The 16,312-nt window shown below is 71.4% G+C and carries 14 protein-coding genes and 1 riboswitch; of the genes, 9 read left to right on the top strand and 5 right to left on the bottom strand.

The window, feature by feature from the left end; genetic code table 11:
- Positions 1-95: 95 nt before the first annotated feature.
- From glyA to gcvT, 3 genes are all read right to left on the bottom strand, one after another.
- Complete coding sequence (gene glyA, locus ACIG5E_RS09160; RefSeq protein WP_396532566.1) at positions 96-1,376, bottom strand: serine hydroxymethyltransferase; 1,281 nt, start codon at positions 1,374-1,376, stop codon at positions 96-98.
- Positions 1,377-1,460: 84 nt separating this feature from the next.
- Positions 1,461-1,841 carry a glycine cleavage system protein GcvH gene (gene gcvH, locus ACIG5E_RS09155; RefSeq protein ID WP_396532564.1) on the bottom strand — a complete coding sequence of 127 codons (381 nt, stop codon included), beginning with the start codon at positions 1,839-1,841 and terminating at the stop codon, positions 1,461-1,463.
- A gap of 99 nt (positions 1,842-1,940) precedes the next feature.
- Positions 1,941-3,062: a glycine cleavage system aminomethyltransferase GcvT gene (gcvT, locus tag ACIG5E_RS09150; protein WP_396532563.1), complete on the bottom strand. Its 1,122-nt coding sequence runs from the start codon at positions 3,060-3,062 to the stop codon at positions 1,941-1,943.
- A gap of 247 nt (positions 3,063-3,309) precedes the next feature.
- Positions 3,310-3,414, bottom strand: a riboswitch (glycine riboswitch).
- A gap of 177 nt (positions 3,415-3,591) precedes the next feature.
- Between gcvT and ACIG5E_RS09145 the strand changes: the two genes are divergently transcribed.
- From ACIG5E_RS09145 to ACIG5E_RS09115, 7 genes are all read left to right on the top strand, one after another.
- On the top strand, positions 3,592-4,386 hold the full coding sequence (locus tag ACIG5E_RS09145) for an enhanced serine sensitivity protein SseB C-terminal domain-containing protein (protein ID WP_396532562.1): 795 nt from the start codon (positions 3,592-3,594) through the stop codon (positions 4,384-4,386).
- Between the two features lie 115 nt (positions 4,387-4,501).
- Positions 4,502-5,452: an enhanced serine sensitivity protein SseB C-terminal domain-containing protein gene (locus tag ACIG5E_RS09140; protein WP_396532561.1), complete on the top strand. Its 951-nt coding sequence runs from the start codon at positions 4,502-4,504 to the stop codon at positions 5,450-5,452.
- A gap of 459 nt (positions 5,453-5,911) precedes the next feature.
- Positions 5,912-6,901, top strand: a complete 990-nt coding sequence (locus ACIG5E_RS09135; RefSeq protein WP_396244671.1) for an ABC transporter permease — start codon at positions 5,912-5,914, stop codon at positions 6,899-6,901.
- 51 nt (positions 6,902-6,952) lie between these two features.
- The gene (locus ACIG5E_RS09130; RefSeq protein WP_396532560.1) at positions 6,953-8,728 is read left to right on the top strand and encodes an ABC transporter substrate-binding protein; all 1,776 of its coding nucleotides are present in this window, start codon (positions 6,953-6,955) and stop codon (positions 8,726-8,728) included.
- Positions 8,729-8,827: 99 nt separating this feature from the next.
- Complete coding sequence (locus ACIG5E_RS09125; protein ID WP_396532559.1) at positions 8,828-9,838, top strand: ABC transporter permease; 1,011 nt, start codon at positions 8,828-8,830, stop codon at positions 9,836-9,838.
- The gene (locus tag ACIG5E_RS09120) at positions 9,835-10,905 is read left to right on the top strand and encodes an ABC transporter ATP-binding protein (RefSeq protein WP_396532558.1); all 1,071 of its coding nucleotides are present in this window, start codon (positions 9,835-9,837) and stop codon (positions 10,903-10,905) included. The genes ACIG5E_RS09125 and ACIG5E_RS09120 overlap by 4 nt, the downstream gene beginning before the upstream one ends.
- A 34-nt stretch (positions 10,906-10,939) precedes the next feature.
- Positions 10,940-11,992 carry an ABC transporter ATP-binding protein gene (locus ACIG5E_RS09115; RefSeq protein WP_396532556.1) on the top strand — a complete coding sequence of 351 codons (1,053 nt, stop codon included), beginning with the start codon at positions 10,940-10,942 and terminating at the stop codon, positions 11,990-11,992.
- A 75-nt stretch (positions 11,993-12,067) separates the two neighbouring features.
- Here ACIG5E_RS09115 and ACIG5E_RS09110 read toward each other — a convergent pair whose 3' ends face one another.
- On the bottom strand, positions 12,068-13,459 hold the full coding sequence (locus tag ACIG5E_RS09110; protein ID WP_396532555.1) for an acyltransferase family protein: 1,392 nt from the start codon (positions 13,457-13,459) through the stop codon (positions 12,068-12,070).
- A gap of 128 nt (positions 13,460-13,587) precedes the next feature.
- On the opposite strand from ACIG5E_RS09110, the gene ACIG5E_RS09105 reads away from it, so the two are divergent.
- Positions 13,588-14,247: a trimeric intracellular cation channel family protein gene (locus tag ACIG5E_RS09105; RefSeq protein ID WP_380420617.1), complete on the top strand. Its 660-nt coding sequence runs from the start codon at positions 13,588-13,590 to the stop codon at positions 14,245-14,247.
- Here the strand turns inward: ACIG5E_RS09105 and ACIG5E_RS09100 are convergent.
- The gene (locus ACIG5E_RS09100; RefSeq protein ID WP_396532554.1) at positions 14,153-14,929 is read right to left on the bottom strand and encodes an IclR family transcriptional regulator; all 777 of its coding nucleotides are present in this window, start codon (positions 14,927-14,929) and stop codon (positions 14,153-14,155) included. The two genes, ACIG5E_RS09105 and ACIG5E_RS09100, sit on opposite strands and share 95 nt — an antisense overlap.
- Positions 14,930-15,104: 175 nt before the next feature.
- Between ACIG5E_RS09100 and ACIG5E_RS09095 the strand changes: the two genes are divergently transcribed.
- Complete coding sequence (locus ACIG5E_RS09095; RefSeq protein WP_396532735.1) at positions 15,105-16,286, top strand: cysteine desulfurase family protein; 1,182 nt, start codon at positions 15,105-15,107, stop codon at positions 16,284-16,286.
- The last annotated feature ends 26 nt before the right edge of the window (positions 16,287-16,312 follow it).

Genomic DNA, 16,312 nt, shown 5'->3' with positions numbered 1-16,312 from the left:
GGACGGGGCACCGCGCGCACTGTCCAGTGTGCGCGGTGCCCCGGGGTCCCCGGTACACCGGCGGGGTGAGGCCGGTCACCTCATCCCGAACGGGATCACTCCTGGCCGGCCAGGTTCGGGTAGAGCGGGTACTTCTCGGCCAGGGCGGTGACCCGGGCCTTCAGCGCGGCGGCGACGGTCTCGTCGAAGGCGGGCTTGAGCGCCTCGGCGATGATGTCGGCGACCTCGCGGAAGTCCTCGGCCTGGAAGCCGCGGGTGGCCAGGGCCGGGGTGCCGATGCGCAGGCCGGAGGTGACCATCGGCGGGCGCGGGTCGTTCGGGATGGCGTTGCGGTTGACGGTGATGCCGACCTCGTGCAGCCGGTCCTCCGCCTGCTGGCCGTCGAGCTGGCTGTTGCGCAGGTCGACCAGGACCAGGTGGACGTCGGTGCCGCCGGACAGCACGGAGGCGCCGGCCTCGGCGACGTCGGCCTGCAGCAGACGCTCGGCGAGGATCCTGGCGCCCTCCAGGGTGCGCTGCTGGCGCTCCTTGAACTCCTCCGAGGCGGCGACCTTGAAGGCGACGGCCTTGCCCGCGATCACGTGCTCCAGCGGACCGCCCTGCTGGCCGGGGAAGACCGCGGAGTTGATCTTCTTCGCCCACTCGGCCTTGGACAGGATGACGCCGCCGCGGGGGCCGCCCAGGGTCTTGTGGGTGGTGGTGGTGACCACGTCCGCGTACGGCACCGGGTTCGGGTGCAGGCCCGCGGCCACCAGGCCGGCGAAGTGTGCCATGTCCACCATGAGCAGCGCGCCGACCTCGTCGGCGACCCGGCGGAACTCGGCGAAGTCCAGCTGGCGCGGGTAGGCGGACCAGCCGGCGATGATCAGCTTCGGCTGGTGCTCCTTGGCCAGGCGCTCGACCTCGGCCATGTCGACCTGGCCGGTCTTCTCGTCGACGTGGTACGCGACCACGTTGTAGAGCTTGCCGGAGAAGTTGATCTTCATGCCGTGGGTCAGGTGACCGCCGTGGGCCAGGTTCAGGCCCAGGATGGTGTCGCCCGGCTGGATCAGCGCGAACATCGCGGCGGCGTTGGCCTGCGCGCCGGAGTGCGGCTGGACGTTGGCGTGCTCGGCGCCGAACAGGGCCTTGACCCGGTCGATCGCGATCTGCTCGACCACGTCGACGTGCTCGCAACCGCCGTAGTACCGGCGGCCGGGGTAACCCTCGGCGTACTTGTTGGTGAGCACCGAGCCCTGGGCCTCCATGACCGCCACCGGGGCGAAGTTCTCGGAGGCGATCATCTCCAGGGTGGTCTGCTGGCGGTGCAGCTCGGCGTCGACCGCGGCGGCGATCTCCGGGTCGAGGGCGTGCAGGGACTGGTTGAGAACCGTCATGGTGTGGTCTTCCCGGGAGGAGGAGAGCGGAGGGACGGCGGATCGGGACGGACCGCGGCACGGCGGCCCGTCCCGGCGGGTGGCTCAGCCCTGGGCGTGGGTGAGCGCGTCGTACTCGGCGGCGCTGAGCAGCGTGTCGGTGGCCTCGACCTTGACCTTGAACAGCCAGCCGCCCTCGAAGGGGGCGCTGTTGACGAGGGCGTTGTCGTCCAGGACGTCCTGGTTGACCTCGACGACCTCGCCGGTCACCGGGGAGAACAGGTCGCTGACCGACTTGGTCGACTCCAGCTCGCCACAGGTCTCGCCGGCGGTCACGGTGTCGCCGACCTCGGGCAGCTGCACGTAGACGATGTCACCGAGCGCGTCGGCGGCGTGCTTGGTGATGCCGATCGTGGAGACACCGTCCACGGCGGCGGTCAGCCACTCGTGCTCCTTGGTGTACTGCAGGTGCTGGGGGTTGCTCATGGCGTCATTCTCCAGGATGGGAAGCGGGGACGACGCAGCGGGCCGCCGCACGGACGGCTCCGACGTGCGTGAACGGGAAACTCGGCGGGCCCGCAGGCCTCAGCGGGCGCGCTTGTAGAACGGCAGCGCCACGACCTGGACGGGCTCGTGCTTGCCGCGCACGTCCACCGCGACGGTGGTGCCCGGGGCGGCGTGGGCCGCGTCGACGTAGGCCATCGCGATCGGCTGCCCCAGCGTCGGGGACGGCGCGCCCGAGGTGATCCGGCCGATCGGGTCGCCGTCGGCGGAGACCACCGTGTACTCGGCGCGCGGCACGCGCTTGCCCTCGGAGACCAGGCCGACCAGCACCTTCGGGGGGTTGGTCTCGGCCGCGGCGGCGGCCTGCTCCAGCGCCTTGCGGCCGACGAACGCGCCCTCGTTGGTGGTCTTGTCGAAGCGGACGACCCGGCCCAGGCCCGCGTCGAACGGGGTCAGGTCGGTGGACAGCTCGTGCCCGTACAGCGGCATGCCCGCCTCCAGGCGCAGCGTGTCGCGGCAGGACAGGCCGCACGGGACCAGGCCGTGGCCCTCGCCCGCGGCGGTCAGCGCCTGCCAGACGGGCTCGGCGTCGACCGGGTGGCAGAAGATCTCGAAGCCGTCCTCGCCGGTGTAGCCGGTGCGGGCCAGCAGCACGTCCTTGCCGGCCACCTTGGCCGGGAGGATCGCGTAGTACTTCAGGCCGGGCAGGTCGGCGTCGGTGGTCTTCGCCAGGATGCCGGTGGCCTCCGGGCCCTGGACGGCGATCAGCGCGTAGGTGTCGCGGTCGTCGGTGACGACGGCGTCGAAGCCCTTGGCGCGGGCGATCAGCTCGTCCAGCACCAGCTGGGCGTTGGAGGCGTTGGCGACGACCAGGAAGGCGTCCTCGCGCAGGCGGTAGACGATCAGGTCGTCCAGGATCCCGCCGTCCTCGGCGCAGATCATGGTGTAGCGGGCGCGCAGCACGCCGAGCGCGGAGACGAAGCCGACCAGGGCGTGGTCCAGCATCTCGCCGGCCTGCGGGCCGGTGACGGTGATCTCGCCCATGTGCGAGAGGTCGAACAGGCCGGCCTTGGTGCGGACGGCGAGGTGCTCCTCGCGCTCGCTGCCGTAGCGCAGCGGCATGTCCCAGCCGGCGAAGTCGGTCATGGTCGCGCCGAGGGCGCGGTGCAGCGCGTCGAGCGCGGTCAGGCGGAGGGACGACATGGCCAGGAACTCCTCGGTCGGGGCACTCAGGGGTGCGCGCGCCGGAACCGGACCCGCACGGGGACCGACCCTGCGCGCGGGCATGCGGCGGCGTGGGTCTCCCCATCTGTCGTCGAACCTGAGAGCTTCACCGCCCACCTGCCCGCAGCTGCTACCAGCATCAGCTGGTTCCAGCATCGGGGACAGGACGGCGGCTTGCACCGTGGGTGGGCGCGCGACAGGGCCGTGCGCCGCTTTCCAGATGTGCCTAACCCGCGCGGTAGGGGGGCCTGAGAGATTCCGGGGAGGACTTGCTCCTTCGGCGCCGGCCGTGCCCCCTGGGGGGCACTCCGGGCTCTCCCGCGCGGGTTCGAGCGGCCGGTGTGGAGTTGTGGGGGCCCGCGGCGCATGCCGTCGGACGCGCACATCATGGCACGTCCGCGCGAAGGAGGGGAGAGGGGACCCGGTCACGGCGAACACGAGCCCTAAACTTCTCCGCGTCGGCGCAGCAGTGGGCGGCCGACCCGGCACGAGGGCGGATCGGCAGCGCATGGAGTACCCGGTGGAGCAGCAGGGGTGGGACGGGCCGCAGGCGGCGCCGTCGGGCGGCGCGTGGCCGGCGAACGAGCTGGAGCAGGTGCTGACGGCCGCGCTGGGCGACCCGGGGGCGACGCCGCGGGTGATCGAGGTGCTGGCCCGCAGCCAGGTGTGGATCCCGCTGCCGGCCGGGGGCGACCCGAACGGACAGTCGCTGGACCTGCCGACCATCGAGCTGGCCGGGGCCCCGTACGTGCCGGTGTTCTCCTCGCAGGAGGTGTTCCTGCAGCAGGCGCCGGGGATGGCCTTCGCGATCGCCCCGGCCTGGGAGTTCGCCCGCGGGCTGCCGCTGGGCGTGGGCATCGCGGTCAACCCGGAGGCGGCGGTGGGCATCCCGGTGCCGCCGCAGGGCGTGGCCGAGCTGCGCCGGGGCCCGCGGGAGGACCGGTGGGAGCAGCAGCCCGAGGCGCCGACCGGCGGCCGGGTGGCGCTGCGCGAGCCGGTGCCGGGCGAGGACCCGGAGCACTTCCTGGCCGCCTGCCGGGCCGAACTGTCGGCCCTGCCGGGAGTGCTGACCGCGCGCCGGGCGCTGGCCAGCGTCGAGGGCGAGCCGACCGTGATGTTCGTGGGCGTCCAGCTGGATCCGGTGGCCCCGGCCGACCCGGGGGCGGTGAACGAGGCGCTCGGGCGGGCGCTGGGAACCGCGCCGCTGCCGGGCGGCGTCCACCTCGTGCTGCTCGACCTCGCCGACGACCCGGTGGTCGAGTGGCTGCTGACCCGGGTCATGCCCTTCTACTCGCGGGCGTGAGCGGGGACGCTTCACAGGCACGTCGCCGTGGCGGCGGCCGGTGCCGCGCCATAGGGTGCGTGCAGGCGGCTGACGGGCCGGCGGGTTCAGGAAAGAGGCGCGGCGAGGTGGGCGCATGAGTGCGGGAACGGGAGCGGGCGGGGTGCCGGGGCCCTGGGGCCAGGCACCGGCCGGGCGCCCGGGCGCGGATCCGGGCGCGTTGGAGCAGGCCCTGCGCGAGGTCGCGCCGGAGCGCTGGGACGCGTACGAGCGGCTGCTGCACGCGCTGGCCGAGGGCCAGGTCTTGATGCTGCTGTGGCACGGCAGCCCGGGCAGTCCGGACGCCCAGTACGGGAACATGGAGATCAGCGGTCACGGCTACGCGCCGGCCGTCACCTCGTCCGAGCAGCTGACGGCCTCCGGCTGGGCGCGGGCCCACGAGGTCATCTCCGGGCGGGAGATCGCCGCTTCGCTGTACCGCACCCGCTGGGGCCTGTGGCTCAATCCGCACGCGCCGGGTGGCGGGGTCGGGGTGCCGTGGGCGGACCTGCGGCGGATCGCCGCGGGCCTGGACCGGCTGCCGGCCGGTCCGTTGAAGCTGAGCGAGCCGCAGGTGAACGCCCAGCAGTTCTTCGCGCTGCTGGAGCGGCAGGCGGGCGAGGTGCGCGCGGTCCGGGCGCTGCGCCGGGCCTGGGTGCAGCCGTCGGTGGGGGAGCCGTACCTGGCGATCGGTCTTGACCTGTACGAGAGTTCGCCGCCGGCGGTGGAGGCGGTGCGGGCGCTGATGCAGCGGGCGATCGCGGTGGCCCCGGAGGGGCTCGCGGTGTCCACGGTGGCGATGGCGGACGAGTACGACCCGGTGGCGCTGTGGATGCGCGCCAACGCGCGGCCGTTCTTCGACCGGGAGGCCGGCCGCCCGGCGACGGGCCCGTACCCGTCGGTGCCGCCGCCGTACCCGGGGCAGTCGATGCCGGGCCGGCCGATTCCGGGGCAGTCGATGCCCGGTTACGCGTACGGCACCCAGCCGCCCGCGCCGGGCTGGGGGCAGCAGCCCCAGTCGCCGTGGCCCGGATACCCGGGCCGCTGATTGCCAGAATCGGTTCTTGTTAGAACCTTTGCACCGATGCCGACTTGATCCCTGATCAGGTCGGCTTCGGTGCTTTCGGGACGAATTTTCCGCTCTTGGCGCCAGCACATCTTGACATGGCAGTTACACCCGCGTGAAGAGGGATATGCCGAAGATCGGGGAGATGCATGCGGGCAGATCACAGTTGGGCATCTGTCGGTTGTCAGGGCTGGCGCAAGCCAGTTCGGATGGCAGAGAGTTCTGCGCAACGCATCGCGCGTACTGGAAACCCCACGAAGGTGAACGCGCACGCCGACCGCTCGATCCACGCGACGCCCATCCCGCGTGGAGGCAGTACCCGTGCACGACGTACTGCCGCGAACACCTGCTCCTAGCACCTCCGCACGTCCGCAGCCGTACCGCCGAACCGGCGCCCGGCACCCGTGGGCCGGCCACCGTCGGCGAGGGGACCAACTGACCATGACCGCACCCATGACAACCGCCGGGAACGAACCCGAGGCACCCGCCTCCCCGAGCCCGGCCAAGACGATCGAGGGCCGCTCCCTCGGTCGGATCGCCTGGACCCGCTTCAAGCGGGACAAGGCCGCCGTCGCCGGCGGCATCGTGGTGATCCTGCTGATCCTGCTGGCCCTGCTGGCCGGGCCGTTGGAGTCCCTGTTCGGGCTCGACCCCGACCAGCCGAACACCGACCTGCTGGACGCCGACCTCGGTGGACTCCCGCTCGGCGACTGGGGCGGGATGAGCGGGGACCACCCGCTCGGAATCGACCCGCTGCAGGGCCGTGACCTGCTCGCCCGCGTGGTCGACGGCTCCTGGGTCTCCCTGCTGGTCGCCTTCGGCGCGACCGTGCTGTCCAACACCCTCGGCACCGTGCTCGGCGTGATGGCCGGCTACTACGGCGGCTGGGTGGACACCGTGATCAGCCGGTTGATGGACGTCTTCCTGGCGTTCCCGCTGCTGCTGTTCGCCATCGCGATCTCCGCCTCGCTCCAGGGCGGCGCGTTCGGCCTGCACGGCCTCCCGCTGCACATCATGGTGCTGATCTTCGTGATCGGCTTCTTCAACTGGCCCTACATGGGCCGGATCGTGCGCGGACAGACCCTCTCGCTGCGCGAGCGGGAGTTCGTCCACGCGGCCCGCAGCCTCGGCGCCCGCGGCCCGTTCATCCTGTTCAAGGAGCTGCTGCCGAACCTGGTCGGCCCGATCCTGGTCTACTCGACCCTGCTGATCCCGACCAACATCCTCTTCGAGGCCGGCCTGAGCTTCCTCGGCGTCGGCATCCAGCCCCCGCAGTCCTCCTGGGGCGGCATGCTCGCCGACGCGAAGAACTACTACCAGGTGGACCCCCAGTACATGGTGGTCCCCGGCCTGGCGATCTTCATCACCGTGCTCGCGTTCAACCTGCTCGGCGACGGGCTGCGTGACGCCCTCGATCCCAAGAGCAACTGACTCCGCGTCAGTACCCTCCCTCCTCCACACCTCAAGGGGTTGATCTCACCCATGCGTAGGTCCCGTACCGTCGCGCTGACCGCCGCGGCCGCCGCCGCGGTCCTGGTCGTCACCGGCTGCTCGTCCAGCTCGAAGAGCAGCGACAGCTCGTCCTCCTCCGGCTCAAGCAACGCGAGCGGCGGCGGTGCCGACGCGGCCACCAAGCAGATCGTCAACGCCTCGGACAAGAAGGGCGGGACGGTCACCTACGAGATGAAGGGCACCCCGGACTCCCTCGACCCGGGCAACACCTACTACGCGTACATCTACAACTTCTCGCGCCTGTACGGTCGTCCGCTGACCACCTTCAACCCGGCCGCCGGCGCGGACGGCAACAAGCTGGTCCCGGACCTCGCCGAGTCGATGGGCCAGCCCAGCGCGGACGGCCTGACCTGGACGTACAAGCTGCGTGCCGGCCTGAAGTACGACGACGGCACCCCGATCACCTCCAAGGACGTCAAGTACGCCGTGGAGCGCTCGAACTACGCGCCCGAGGTGAACTCCAACGGCCCGACGTACTTCCACGACCTGCTGGTCGACAACCCGACGCCGTACCAGGGCCCGTACAAGGACAAGACCGGCGACCTGAAGTCGATCGAGACCCCGGACGACACCACGATCGTCTTCCACCTGCAGCACCCCTTCGCCGACTTCGACTACCTGGTCAGCGCCCCGCAGACCGTGCCGGTCCCGCAGGCCAAGGACACCGGTGCCGACTACGTGAAGCACATCGTGGCCTCGGGCGCCTATAAGTTCGAGACCTACGAGGACGGCAAGCAGGCCGTCCTGGTGCCGAACACCAACTGGGACAAGAGCACCGACCCGATCCGCAAGCAGCTGGCGGACAAGATCGTGCTCAAGATGAACATCGACCAGGCCACCATCGACAAGGACCTGCTGGCCGGCAACGCCCAGGTCGACCTGGTGGGCGGCGGCGTCGACCCGCAGACCCAGGCGCAGATCCTGCGCGACCCGAAGCTCAAGGCCAAGACCGACAACGCCTACGGCGGCCGCCTGGTCTACATGGCGATCAACACCAAGGTCGCGCCGTTCGACAACATCGACTGCCGCAAGGCCGTCCAGTACGCGATCGACAAGGTCGCGGTGCAGACCGCGCTCGGCGGCCCGATCCGCGGGCAGGTGGCCAACACCGTGCTCCCGCCGGACATCCCGGGCCACCAGGACTTCAACCTGTACGAGACCAAGGACAACAAGGGTGACCAGGCCAAGGCCAAGGACTCCCTGAAGGCCTGCGGCAAGGACGGCGGCTTCAGCACCGTCCTGACCGCCCGCACCGAGCGCGCGACCGAGGTCGCCGCAGCCACCCAGATCCAGGCGCAGCTGAAGAGCATCGGCATCAACGTCGAGATCCAGCAGTTCCCGCAGGGCAAGTACCTGACCGACTCGGCCGGTGCCCCGCAGTACACCCAGGACCACAACATCGGTCTGATGATGATGCAGTGGGGCGCCGACTGGCCGACCGGCTACGGCTTCCTGCAGCAGATCGTCGACGGCCGCGCGATCAAGCCGTCCGGCAACAGCAACCTGGCCCAGCTGAACGACCCGGCCGTCAACAAGATGATCGACGACGCCGCGATCAACCCGGACAAGAGCGCCCGCGAGAAGATCTACGGCGACATCGACAAGAAGGTCATGGAGTCCGCGGTGTACGTCCCGCTGACCGACTTCAAGGTCTTCCTGTACCGCCCGGACAGCGCCACCAACGTCGCGTCCAACCCGGCCTGGTCGGGGGAGTACGACTACCTGAACATCGGCACCACCAAGTAAAGAGCCTGGCTCCGCATCCCTGAAGGCAGGTGAAGGCAGCGGCGCCCGCCGCCGTCCGGAAGATCCCGGACGGCGGCGGGCCGCCGGAGCCGCCCAACTGTGTTTGCCTACATCGTTCGCAGGATCCTCGCGGCCGCGGTGCTGCTGCTGGTCGTCAGCGCGGTCACCTTCGCGATCTTCTTCCTGCTCCCGCGCATCGCCGGCGAGACCACCGACCAGCTGGCCGCGCAGTACATCGGGAAGAACCCGTCGCCCGAGGCGATCGCGGCGGTCAAGCAGAACCTCGGCTTCGACCAGCCGCTGTACACCCAGTACGGGAACTTCCTGAAGGCGCTGGTCAGCGGCGCCGAGTACAAGTTCGGCCCGGAACCGGCCACCTGCCACGTGCCCTGCTTCGGCTACTCCTTCAAGAACCACCTGGAGGTCTGGCCGGAGATGACCAGCCGGATCCCGGTCACCATCTCGCTCGCCATCGGCGCGGCGGTGCTCTGGCTGATCTCCGGCATCACCACCGGCGTGATCTCCGCCCTCAAGCCGCGGTCGATCTTCGACCGGCTCTCCATGGGCGTCGCCCTGGCCGGTGTCTCGCTGCCGGTCTTCTTCACCGGCGCCCTGCTGCTGACGGTGTTCAGCTACGAGTGGCCGATCCTGGACAACCTGCACTACGTCAACTTCACCGACGACCCGCTGATGTGGGCCCGCAACCTGATCCTCCCGTGGATCTCGCTGGCCTTCCTCTACTCCGCGCTCTACGCCCGGCTCACCCGCGCCGGAATGCTGGAGACGATGAGCGAGGACTACATCCGCACCGCCCGGGCCAAGGGCCTGGTCGAGCGCAAGGTGGTCGTCAAGCACGGACTGCGCTCCGCGCTCACCCCGATCGTCACCATCTTCGGCATGGACCTCGGTCTGCTGCTCGGCGGTGCGCTGATCACCGAGCAGGTCTTCTCGCTCAACGGCGTCGGCCAGTTCGCCGTCCAGGCGATCACCGACAACGACCTGCCCAAGGTCCTCGGCGTCACGCTGCTCGCCGCCTTCTTCATCGTCGCCTGCAACCTCGTGGTCGACCTCCTGTACGCCCTCGTCGACCCCCGCGTGAGGCTCTCGTGACCGACCTCCAGAAGACCCCGGCGGACGCCGCTCCCGCTCCTCTGGGAGACCCCTTCCTGTCCGTCCGCGACCTGCGGATCCACTTCGACACCGACGACGGCCTGGTCCGCTCGGTGGACGGGGTCAGCTTCGACCTGCACAAGGGCCGCACCCTGGGCATCGTCGGCGAGTCCGGCTCCGGCAAGTCCGTCACCTCGCTCGGCATCATGGGCCTGCACCGCTCCAAGCGGGCCCGGATCAGCGGCGAGATCCTGCTCGACGGCGAGGACCTGATCGCGGCCGGACCGGACCGGGTGCGCCAACTGCGCGGCCGCGAACTGGCGATGATCTTCCAGGACCCGCTGACCGCGATGCACCCGTACTACACGGTCGGCGCGCAGATCATCGAGGCGTACCGGGTGCACCACCCGAAGGCCTCCAAGAAGGAGGCCAAGGCCCGGGCGATCGAGATGCTCGACCGGGTCGGCATCCCGCAGCCCGACCGCCGGCTGGACGACTACCCGCACCAGTTCTCCGGCGGCATGCGCCAGCGCGCGATGATCGCCATGGCCCTGGTCAACGACCCCTCGCTGCTGATCGCCGACGAGCCCACCACCGCCCTGGACGTCACCGTCCAGGCGCAGATCCTGGACCTCATCCGCGACCTCCAGGGGGAGTTCGGCTCCGCCGTCATCATCATCACCCACGACCTCGGGGTGGTCGCCGAGCTCGCCGACGACATCCTGGTCATGTACGGCGGCAAGTGCATCGAGCGCGGCCCCGCCGAGAGCCTCTTCGACGCGCCCGAACACCCCTACACCTGGGGACTGTTGGGCTCGATGCCGCGACTGGACCGGGAGCTGCAGGAACGGCTCGTCCCGGTGAAGGGCACCCCGCCCAGCCTGATCAACGTGCCGTCCGGCTGCGCCTTCCACCCGCGCTGCCCGTACGCCGCCCTGACCGGCGGGCGCTCCACGAGCGAAGTCCCGCTGCTGGCCGAGGCCACGCCCGGGCACCTCGCGGCCTGCCACCTGCCGGCCGACGAGCGGCACCGCATCTTCGCCGAAGAGATCGCGCCCCGGCTGTGAGCCCGGCCCCGTACCACCTTTCTGGAGAGAACCGATGACGGACACTCAGGGGGCCACGCCTCTCTCGATCGGCGATGGGGCTTCCCCGGTACCCGCGCCCGAGCGCGAGCCGCTGCTGAAGGTGACCGGCCTGACGCGGCACTTCCCGATCCGCGGCGGACTGCTGCGGCGCCAGACCGGCGCGGTGCGGGCCGTCGACGGCATCGACTTCACCGTCAACGCCGGTGAGACGCTGGGCGTGGTCGGCGAGTCCGGCTGCGGCAAGTCCACCATGGGGCGGCTGATCACCCGGCTCGACGAACCCACCGGCGGGAAGATCGAGTTCGAGGGCACCGACATCAGCCACCTGGGCGTCGGCGCGATGCGACCGCTGCGCCGCGACATCCAGATGATCTTCCAGGACCCGTACTCCTCGCTGAACCCGCGGCACACCGTCGGCACCATCGTCAGCGCGCCGTTCAAGCTCCAGGGCGTCCAGCCGGAGGGTGGGGTCAAGAAGGCCGTCCAGGACCTGCTGGAGCTGTGCGGGCTCAGCCCCGAGCACTACAACCGCTACCCGCACGAGTTCTCCGGCGGCCAGCGCCAGCGCATCGGCATCGCCCGGGCACTCGCGCTGAAGCCGAAGATGATCGTCGCGGACGAGCCGGTCTCGGCGCTCGACGTGTCGATCCAGGCGCAGGTGGTCAACCTGCTGGACGACCTCCAGCAGGAGCTCGGCCTGACCTACCTGATCATCGCGCACGACCTCTCGGTGGTCCGGCACGTCTCGGACCGGGTGGCGGTGATGTACCTCGGCAAGATCGTCGAGATCGCCGACCGCGACTCGCTCTACCGCAGCCCGATGCACCCGTACACCAACGCCCTGATGTCGGCCGTCCCGGTGCCGGACCCGCGCCGGCGCCAGAGCGGCGGCCGCGAGCGGATCCTGCTCAAGGGCGACGTGCCCTCGCCGATCAACCCGCCGAGCGGCTGCCGGTTCCGCACGCGGTGCTGGAAGGCGCAGGACGTGTGCGCGAGCCAGGAGCCGCCGCTGACGGCGCTGAAGACCGGGCACCAGGTGGCGTGCCACTTCCCGGAGAACGACTAGGCGGAACACTCACGCAAAGGCCGCCCGCCCCCGTTCCCGGGGGCGGGCGGCCTCGTGTCGTGCGCGCCGTGGGCGTCAGCCGCGGCCGGCGACGGGCTCCGCCTCCCGGGCGGTCTCGACCGGCTGCGGCTCACGCGCGGCCGGGGCGGCCGGACGGGCGGGCGGCAGGTCGGACGGGAAGCGGCGGTTCAGCGCCTTGATCACCTTGCGGCCCAGGTTCTGGAACGGGATCTCGATCAGCCGGTAGCTGAGGTAGCTGATCAGCAGCAGGGCGGCCATCAGGCCGAAGAACTGCAGGCTGCGGTCCTGCCAGGAGGTGAAGGGCGGGCGGCCCTCCAGCTTCCAGTTCATGAAGTGGATGAGCGGGTTGTGCAGCAGGTACACCGAGTAGCTGATCGTGCCCGTCCAGGTCAGCCAGCGCGGGAAGCGGCGGCGCCGCAGCAGCATGCCGATCGCGAAGACGACCCAGGCGGCCAGGTAGGCGCCGGAGAAGGCCTGCCAGGACTCGCTCCAGGTCCGCCACAGCGCCTGGTCGCGGTTGTACATGTAGCCGCACAGGACGCCCGCGGTGAGGACGAAGCCGCAGCACAGCAGGGCCGGCAGGCGGTCGATCTGGCCGTGTTCCATCCGGTACAGGACCGTCCCGGCGAACATCGTGGCGAAGATCATCAGGGTCTCGAAGGCCGTGGACCGGCTGTTCAGCAGCACCAGCACCAGACCCAGCCCGCCGAGCATCGTCCCGCCCCAGCGGGTCAGGTCGGCCCGGCCGCTGAAGATGCCGACCATCGCGGTGACCACGATGGCCCCGGCGGCCAGCACCAGGTGCCGGTTGGACGCCAGGCCGCCGTTCGTGAGCGTGCCGAGCGGCAGCCAGGCGCCGAGGAGCAGCGCGGCGCCCGAGAAGGTGATCGCGAGCGGGGCGCTCTGCCGGTGCCGGCCGTTGACGAACAGGGCCGTCACGAAGAAGTAGAAGAGCATCTCGTAGGAGAGCGTCCACATCACCCCGATGACATTGGTGATGCCCATCAGGTCCTGGACCATCAGGCCGTTGCCCGCCAGCGCGAGCAGCGGGTGGTCGAAGGCCCAGCCCTGGACGACCTGGTGGTTGCGCGGCAGGACCAGCAGGCTCAGGATCACGGTGACGATCACCACCGGGTAGATCCGGAAGTACCGGCCCGCCCAGAACGAGCGCACGTCGCCGCGCCGCTCCAGCGAGGCCGGGATGATGTACCCGCTCACCAGGAAGAACAGCATCACGCCGAAGATGCCCGGGTCCCCGAAGTTGCGCGGTTCGTGGTCGATGTGGAGCCACTGGAACGGCACTGCCAGGTGGTAGATCGCGACGGAGAGCGCGGCTATGCCGCGCAGGGCGTCGAGCCAGCCGAGCCTCGACGAGGCAGCGGAGGCTGCGCCGCCCGCGGCGGTACGGGATTTCTGGCGTTGGGATGCGCGTCCGATGAGCTTCACACGCGGGAGGTTAGCGGAGTGCGGGCGGGCGCGCGGCCGTGCCGGGGCGCCGGGCGTTCCGCGAGACGGTTTCATCCGAACTGTGACCGTTGTCCGGGAAGGTGCGGCGCATCGGGTACACATGGACGGTGAGTTCGCAGATCTTCCCCTCCGACGTGCAGCAATCGCTCGACCTGGCCGGCATCTTCGTCTTCGCCCTCTCCGGGGGGCTGCTAGCCGTCCGCAAGAACATGGACATCTTCGGGATCTGTGTGCTGGCGGAGGCCACCGCCCTGGGCGGCGGGGTGATCCGCGACCTGGTCATCGGGGCGACGCCGGTGGCCGCCTTCACCAACCTCGGCTACTTCGTGACCCCGCTCGCGGCCGCGCTGGTGGTGTTCTTCCTGCACCCCGAGGTCGAGCGGATCAACCGCGCGGTGCAGACCCTGGACGCCCTCGGCCTCGGGCTGTTCTGCGTCACCGGCACCGCCAAGGCGCACGACTACGGGCTGGGCGCGGTCGCCGCGATCGCGCTCGGCATGGTGACCGCGGCCGGCGGCGGCGTGATCCGCGACGTGCTGGCCGGGGAGATCCCCTCGCTGCTGCGCTGGGACCGCGAGATCTACGCCGTCCCGGCCCTGGTCGGCGCCGCCCTGGTGGCCGTGCTGATCGGCGCCGACCGGCTCACCGGCGCCACCGGCACCGCTGCCGCGCTCACCGCCTTCGGGCTGCGGATGCTCGCCCTGAAGTACGGCTGGCGCGCCCCGCGGGCCTGGCACCGCAACGGTTCTCGCACCAGCGAGGAGTAGGCGAGCCGCCGTACGCGAGCGAGATCGCCTCGGCCGTGCAGAGCAGCTCCGGCAGCATCCGGGCCAGTTCGGCCGGCGGCACCTGGCCGGCCGGGGCGCTCAGCGCGCAGGCCGCGACCGTCCGCCCGCCGCTGCCCGCGACCGGCGCGGCCACGCAGGTCACCGGCTCCCGGTGCTCGGCCGACTCGGCCGCCCAGCCCCGGCGGCGCACCGCCGCCAGCTCGGCCGGCAGCTCCTCCTCGCGGGCGCCGTCCGCCGGCAGCCCGGCGAGCAGCACCCGCCCGACCGCCGTCCCGGTCACCGGGGCGCGGCGCCCGATCCGCGGCGACAGGGCGGCCGGCGGCGGGCCCACCTCGTCCAGGTAGAGCACCTCGCCGTCGTGCAGCACGGCCAACTGGACGGTGTAGCCGCAGCGGGCGTTGAGCGCGGCCAGGTAGGGCGCGGCCACCTGCCGGACGTCGAAGTCCTCCAGCGCGCGGTGGGCCAGCGAGAGCACCCGGCCGCCGACCCGGTAGCGCAGGTCGGGCTGGCGCCGGACGAAACCGTGCTCCTCCAGGGTGCGCAGCAGCCGCAGCGCGGTGGACTTGTGCACCCCGAGGCTGCTCGCGGCCTGCTCCAGCGAGAGCGGTCCGTCGCCGAGCGAGCCGAGCAGCGTCAGCGCGCGGTCGACCGACTGCGACATGGACCCCCCCCTGGAACTCGTTCGAGAAGTGTTCGTCAGGCTAACCGCTGGGCGGCACAGTGGTACAAACCAGTGCCGGATGCCGCCGTCCGGCCGCCGCGGCTCGGCGGGTCAGTGGCCGGATCGGTGCGCACCTGGTGGGGCCTCGGGGCACGGCCTCTACAATCGGATGGTTATGCCATACCTGGACCATGCGGCGACCACGCCGATGCTGCCCGAGGCGATCGCCGCGATGACGGCGCACCTGGGGGTGGTCGGCAACGCCTCGGCCCTGCACGCGGCCGGCCGCCGGGCCCGCCGGGTGGTCGAGGAGTCCCGCGAGTCGCTGGCCGAGTCGCTGGGCGCCCGCCCGAGCGAGATCGTGTTCACCGGTGGCGGCACCGAGTCTGACAACCTGGCGGTCAAGGGCCTGTACTGGTCCCGCCGGGACGCCGACCCGGCCCGCACCCGGGTGCTGTGCAGCCCGGTCGAGCACCACGCGGTGCTGGACGCGGTGCACTGGCTCTCCGAGCACGAGGGCGCCACGGTCGAGTACCTGCCGGTGGACGAGTACGGCCGGGTGCACCCCGCGGAGCTGCGGTCGGCGATCGAGCGTGACCCCGCATCGGTGGCCCTGGTCACCGTGATGTGGGCCAACAACGAGGTCGGCACCGTCCAGCCGGTGCGCGAACTCGCCGCCGTGGCCGCTGAGTACGGCATCCCGATGCACGCCGACGCGGTGCAGGCGCTCGGTCAGGTCCCGGTCTCCTTCGCCGAGTCGGGGCTCACCGCGCTCACCGTCACCGGGCACAAGATCGGCGGCCCGTTCGGCATCGGCGCGCTGCTGCTCTCCCGCGGTGCCACGCCCGTACCGCTGCTGCACGGCGGCGGCCAGGAGCGCGACGTGCGCTCCGGCACCCTGGACGCCCCCGCCGCCGCCGGCTTCGCGGCCGCCGCGGCCTGGGCCGTCGAGCACCGGGCCGAGCACGCGGTGACGCTGGGCGCGCTGCGCGACGAACTGGTGGCCGGGGTGCTGGCCGCCGTCCCGGACGCGGTGCTCAACGGCGACCCGGCGGCGGAGGGCAGGCTGCCCGCCAACGCCCACTTCTCCTTCCCCGGCTGCGAGGGCGACGCCCTGCTGATGCTGCTGGACGCCCAGGGCATCGAGTGCTCCACCGGCTCGGCCTGCTCGGCCGGGGTGCCGCAGCCCAGCCACGTGCTGCTCGCGATGGGCGTCGACCCGCTGCTGGCGCGCGCCTCGCTGCGGTTCTCGCTCGGGCACACCTCGGTGCGCGAGGACGTCACGGCGCTGGCGGCCGCCATCGGCCCGGCGGTGCAGCGGGCCCGCAACGCCGGGCTGGCGACGGTACGCCGGTAGTCCCGTGCGGGGCCGGGCATGTCCGG

Origin of the sequence: Kitasatospora sp. NPDC053057 (assembly GCF_044546945.1) — a bacterium.
Taxonomy (GTDB): domain Bacteria; phylum Actinomycetota; class Actinomycetes; order Streptomycetales; family Streptomycetaceae; genus Kitasatospora.
Note: the sequence above shows the minus strand (reverse complement) of the source record. Positions and strands in the feature narration are given on the sequence as shown.

Coding starts and splice junctions, on each gene's coding strand:
- ACIG5E_RS09095 (WP_396532735.1), top strand. CDS start 15,105: ATGCCATACCTGGACCATGCGGCGACCACGCCGATGCTGCCCGAGGCG.
- ACIG5E_RS09145 (WP_396532562.1), top strand. CDS start 3,592: ATGGAGTACCCGGTGGAGCAGCAGGGGTGGGACGGGCCGCAGGCGGCG.
- glyA (WP_396532566.1), bottom strand. CDS start 1,376: ATGACGGTTCTCAACCAGTCCCTGCACGCCCTCGACCCGGAGATCGCC.
- gcvH (WP_396532564.1), bottom strand. CDS start 1,841: ATGAGCAACCCCCAGCACCTGCAGTACACCAAGGAGCACGAGTGGCTG.
- ACIG5E_RS09100 (WP_396532554.1), bottom strand. CDS start 14,929: ATGTCGCAGTCGGTCGACCGCGCGCTGACGCTGCTCGGCTCGCTCGGC.
- ACIG5E_RS09135 (WP_396244671.1), top strand. CDS start 5,912: ATGACCGCACCCATGACAACCGCCGGGAACGAACCCGAGGCACCCGCC.
- gcvT (WP_396532563.1), bottom strand. CDS start 3,062: ATGTCGTCCCTCCGCCTGACCGCGCTCGACGCGCTGCACCGCGCCCTC.
- ACIG5E_RS09140 (WP_396532561.1), top strand. CDS start 4,502: ATGAGTGCGGGAACGGGAGCGGGCGGGGTGCCGGGGCCCTGGGGCCAG.
- ACIG5E_RS09115 (WP_396532556.1), top strand. CDS start 10,940: ATGACGGACACTCAGGGGGCCACGCCTCTCTCGATCGGCGATGGGGCT.
- ACIG5E_RS09130 (WP_396532560.1), top strand. CDS start 6,953: ATGCGTAGGTCCCGTACCGTCGCGCTGACCGCCGCGGCCGCCGCCGCG.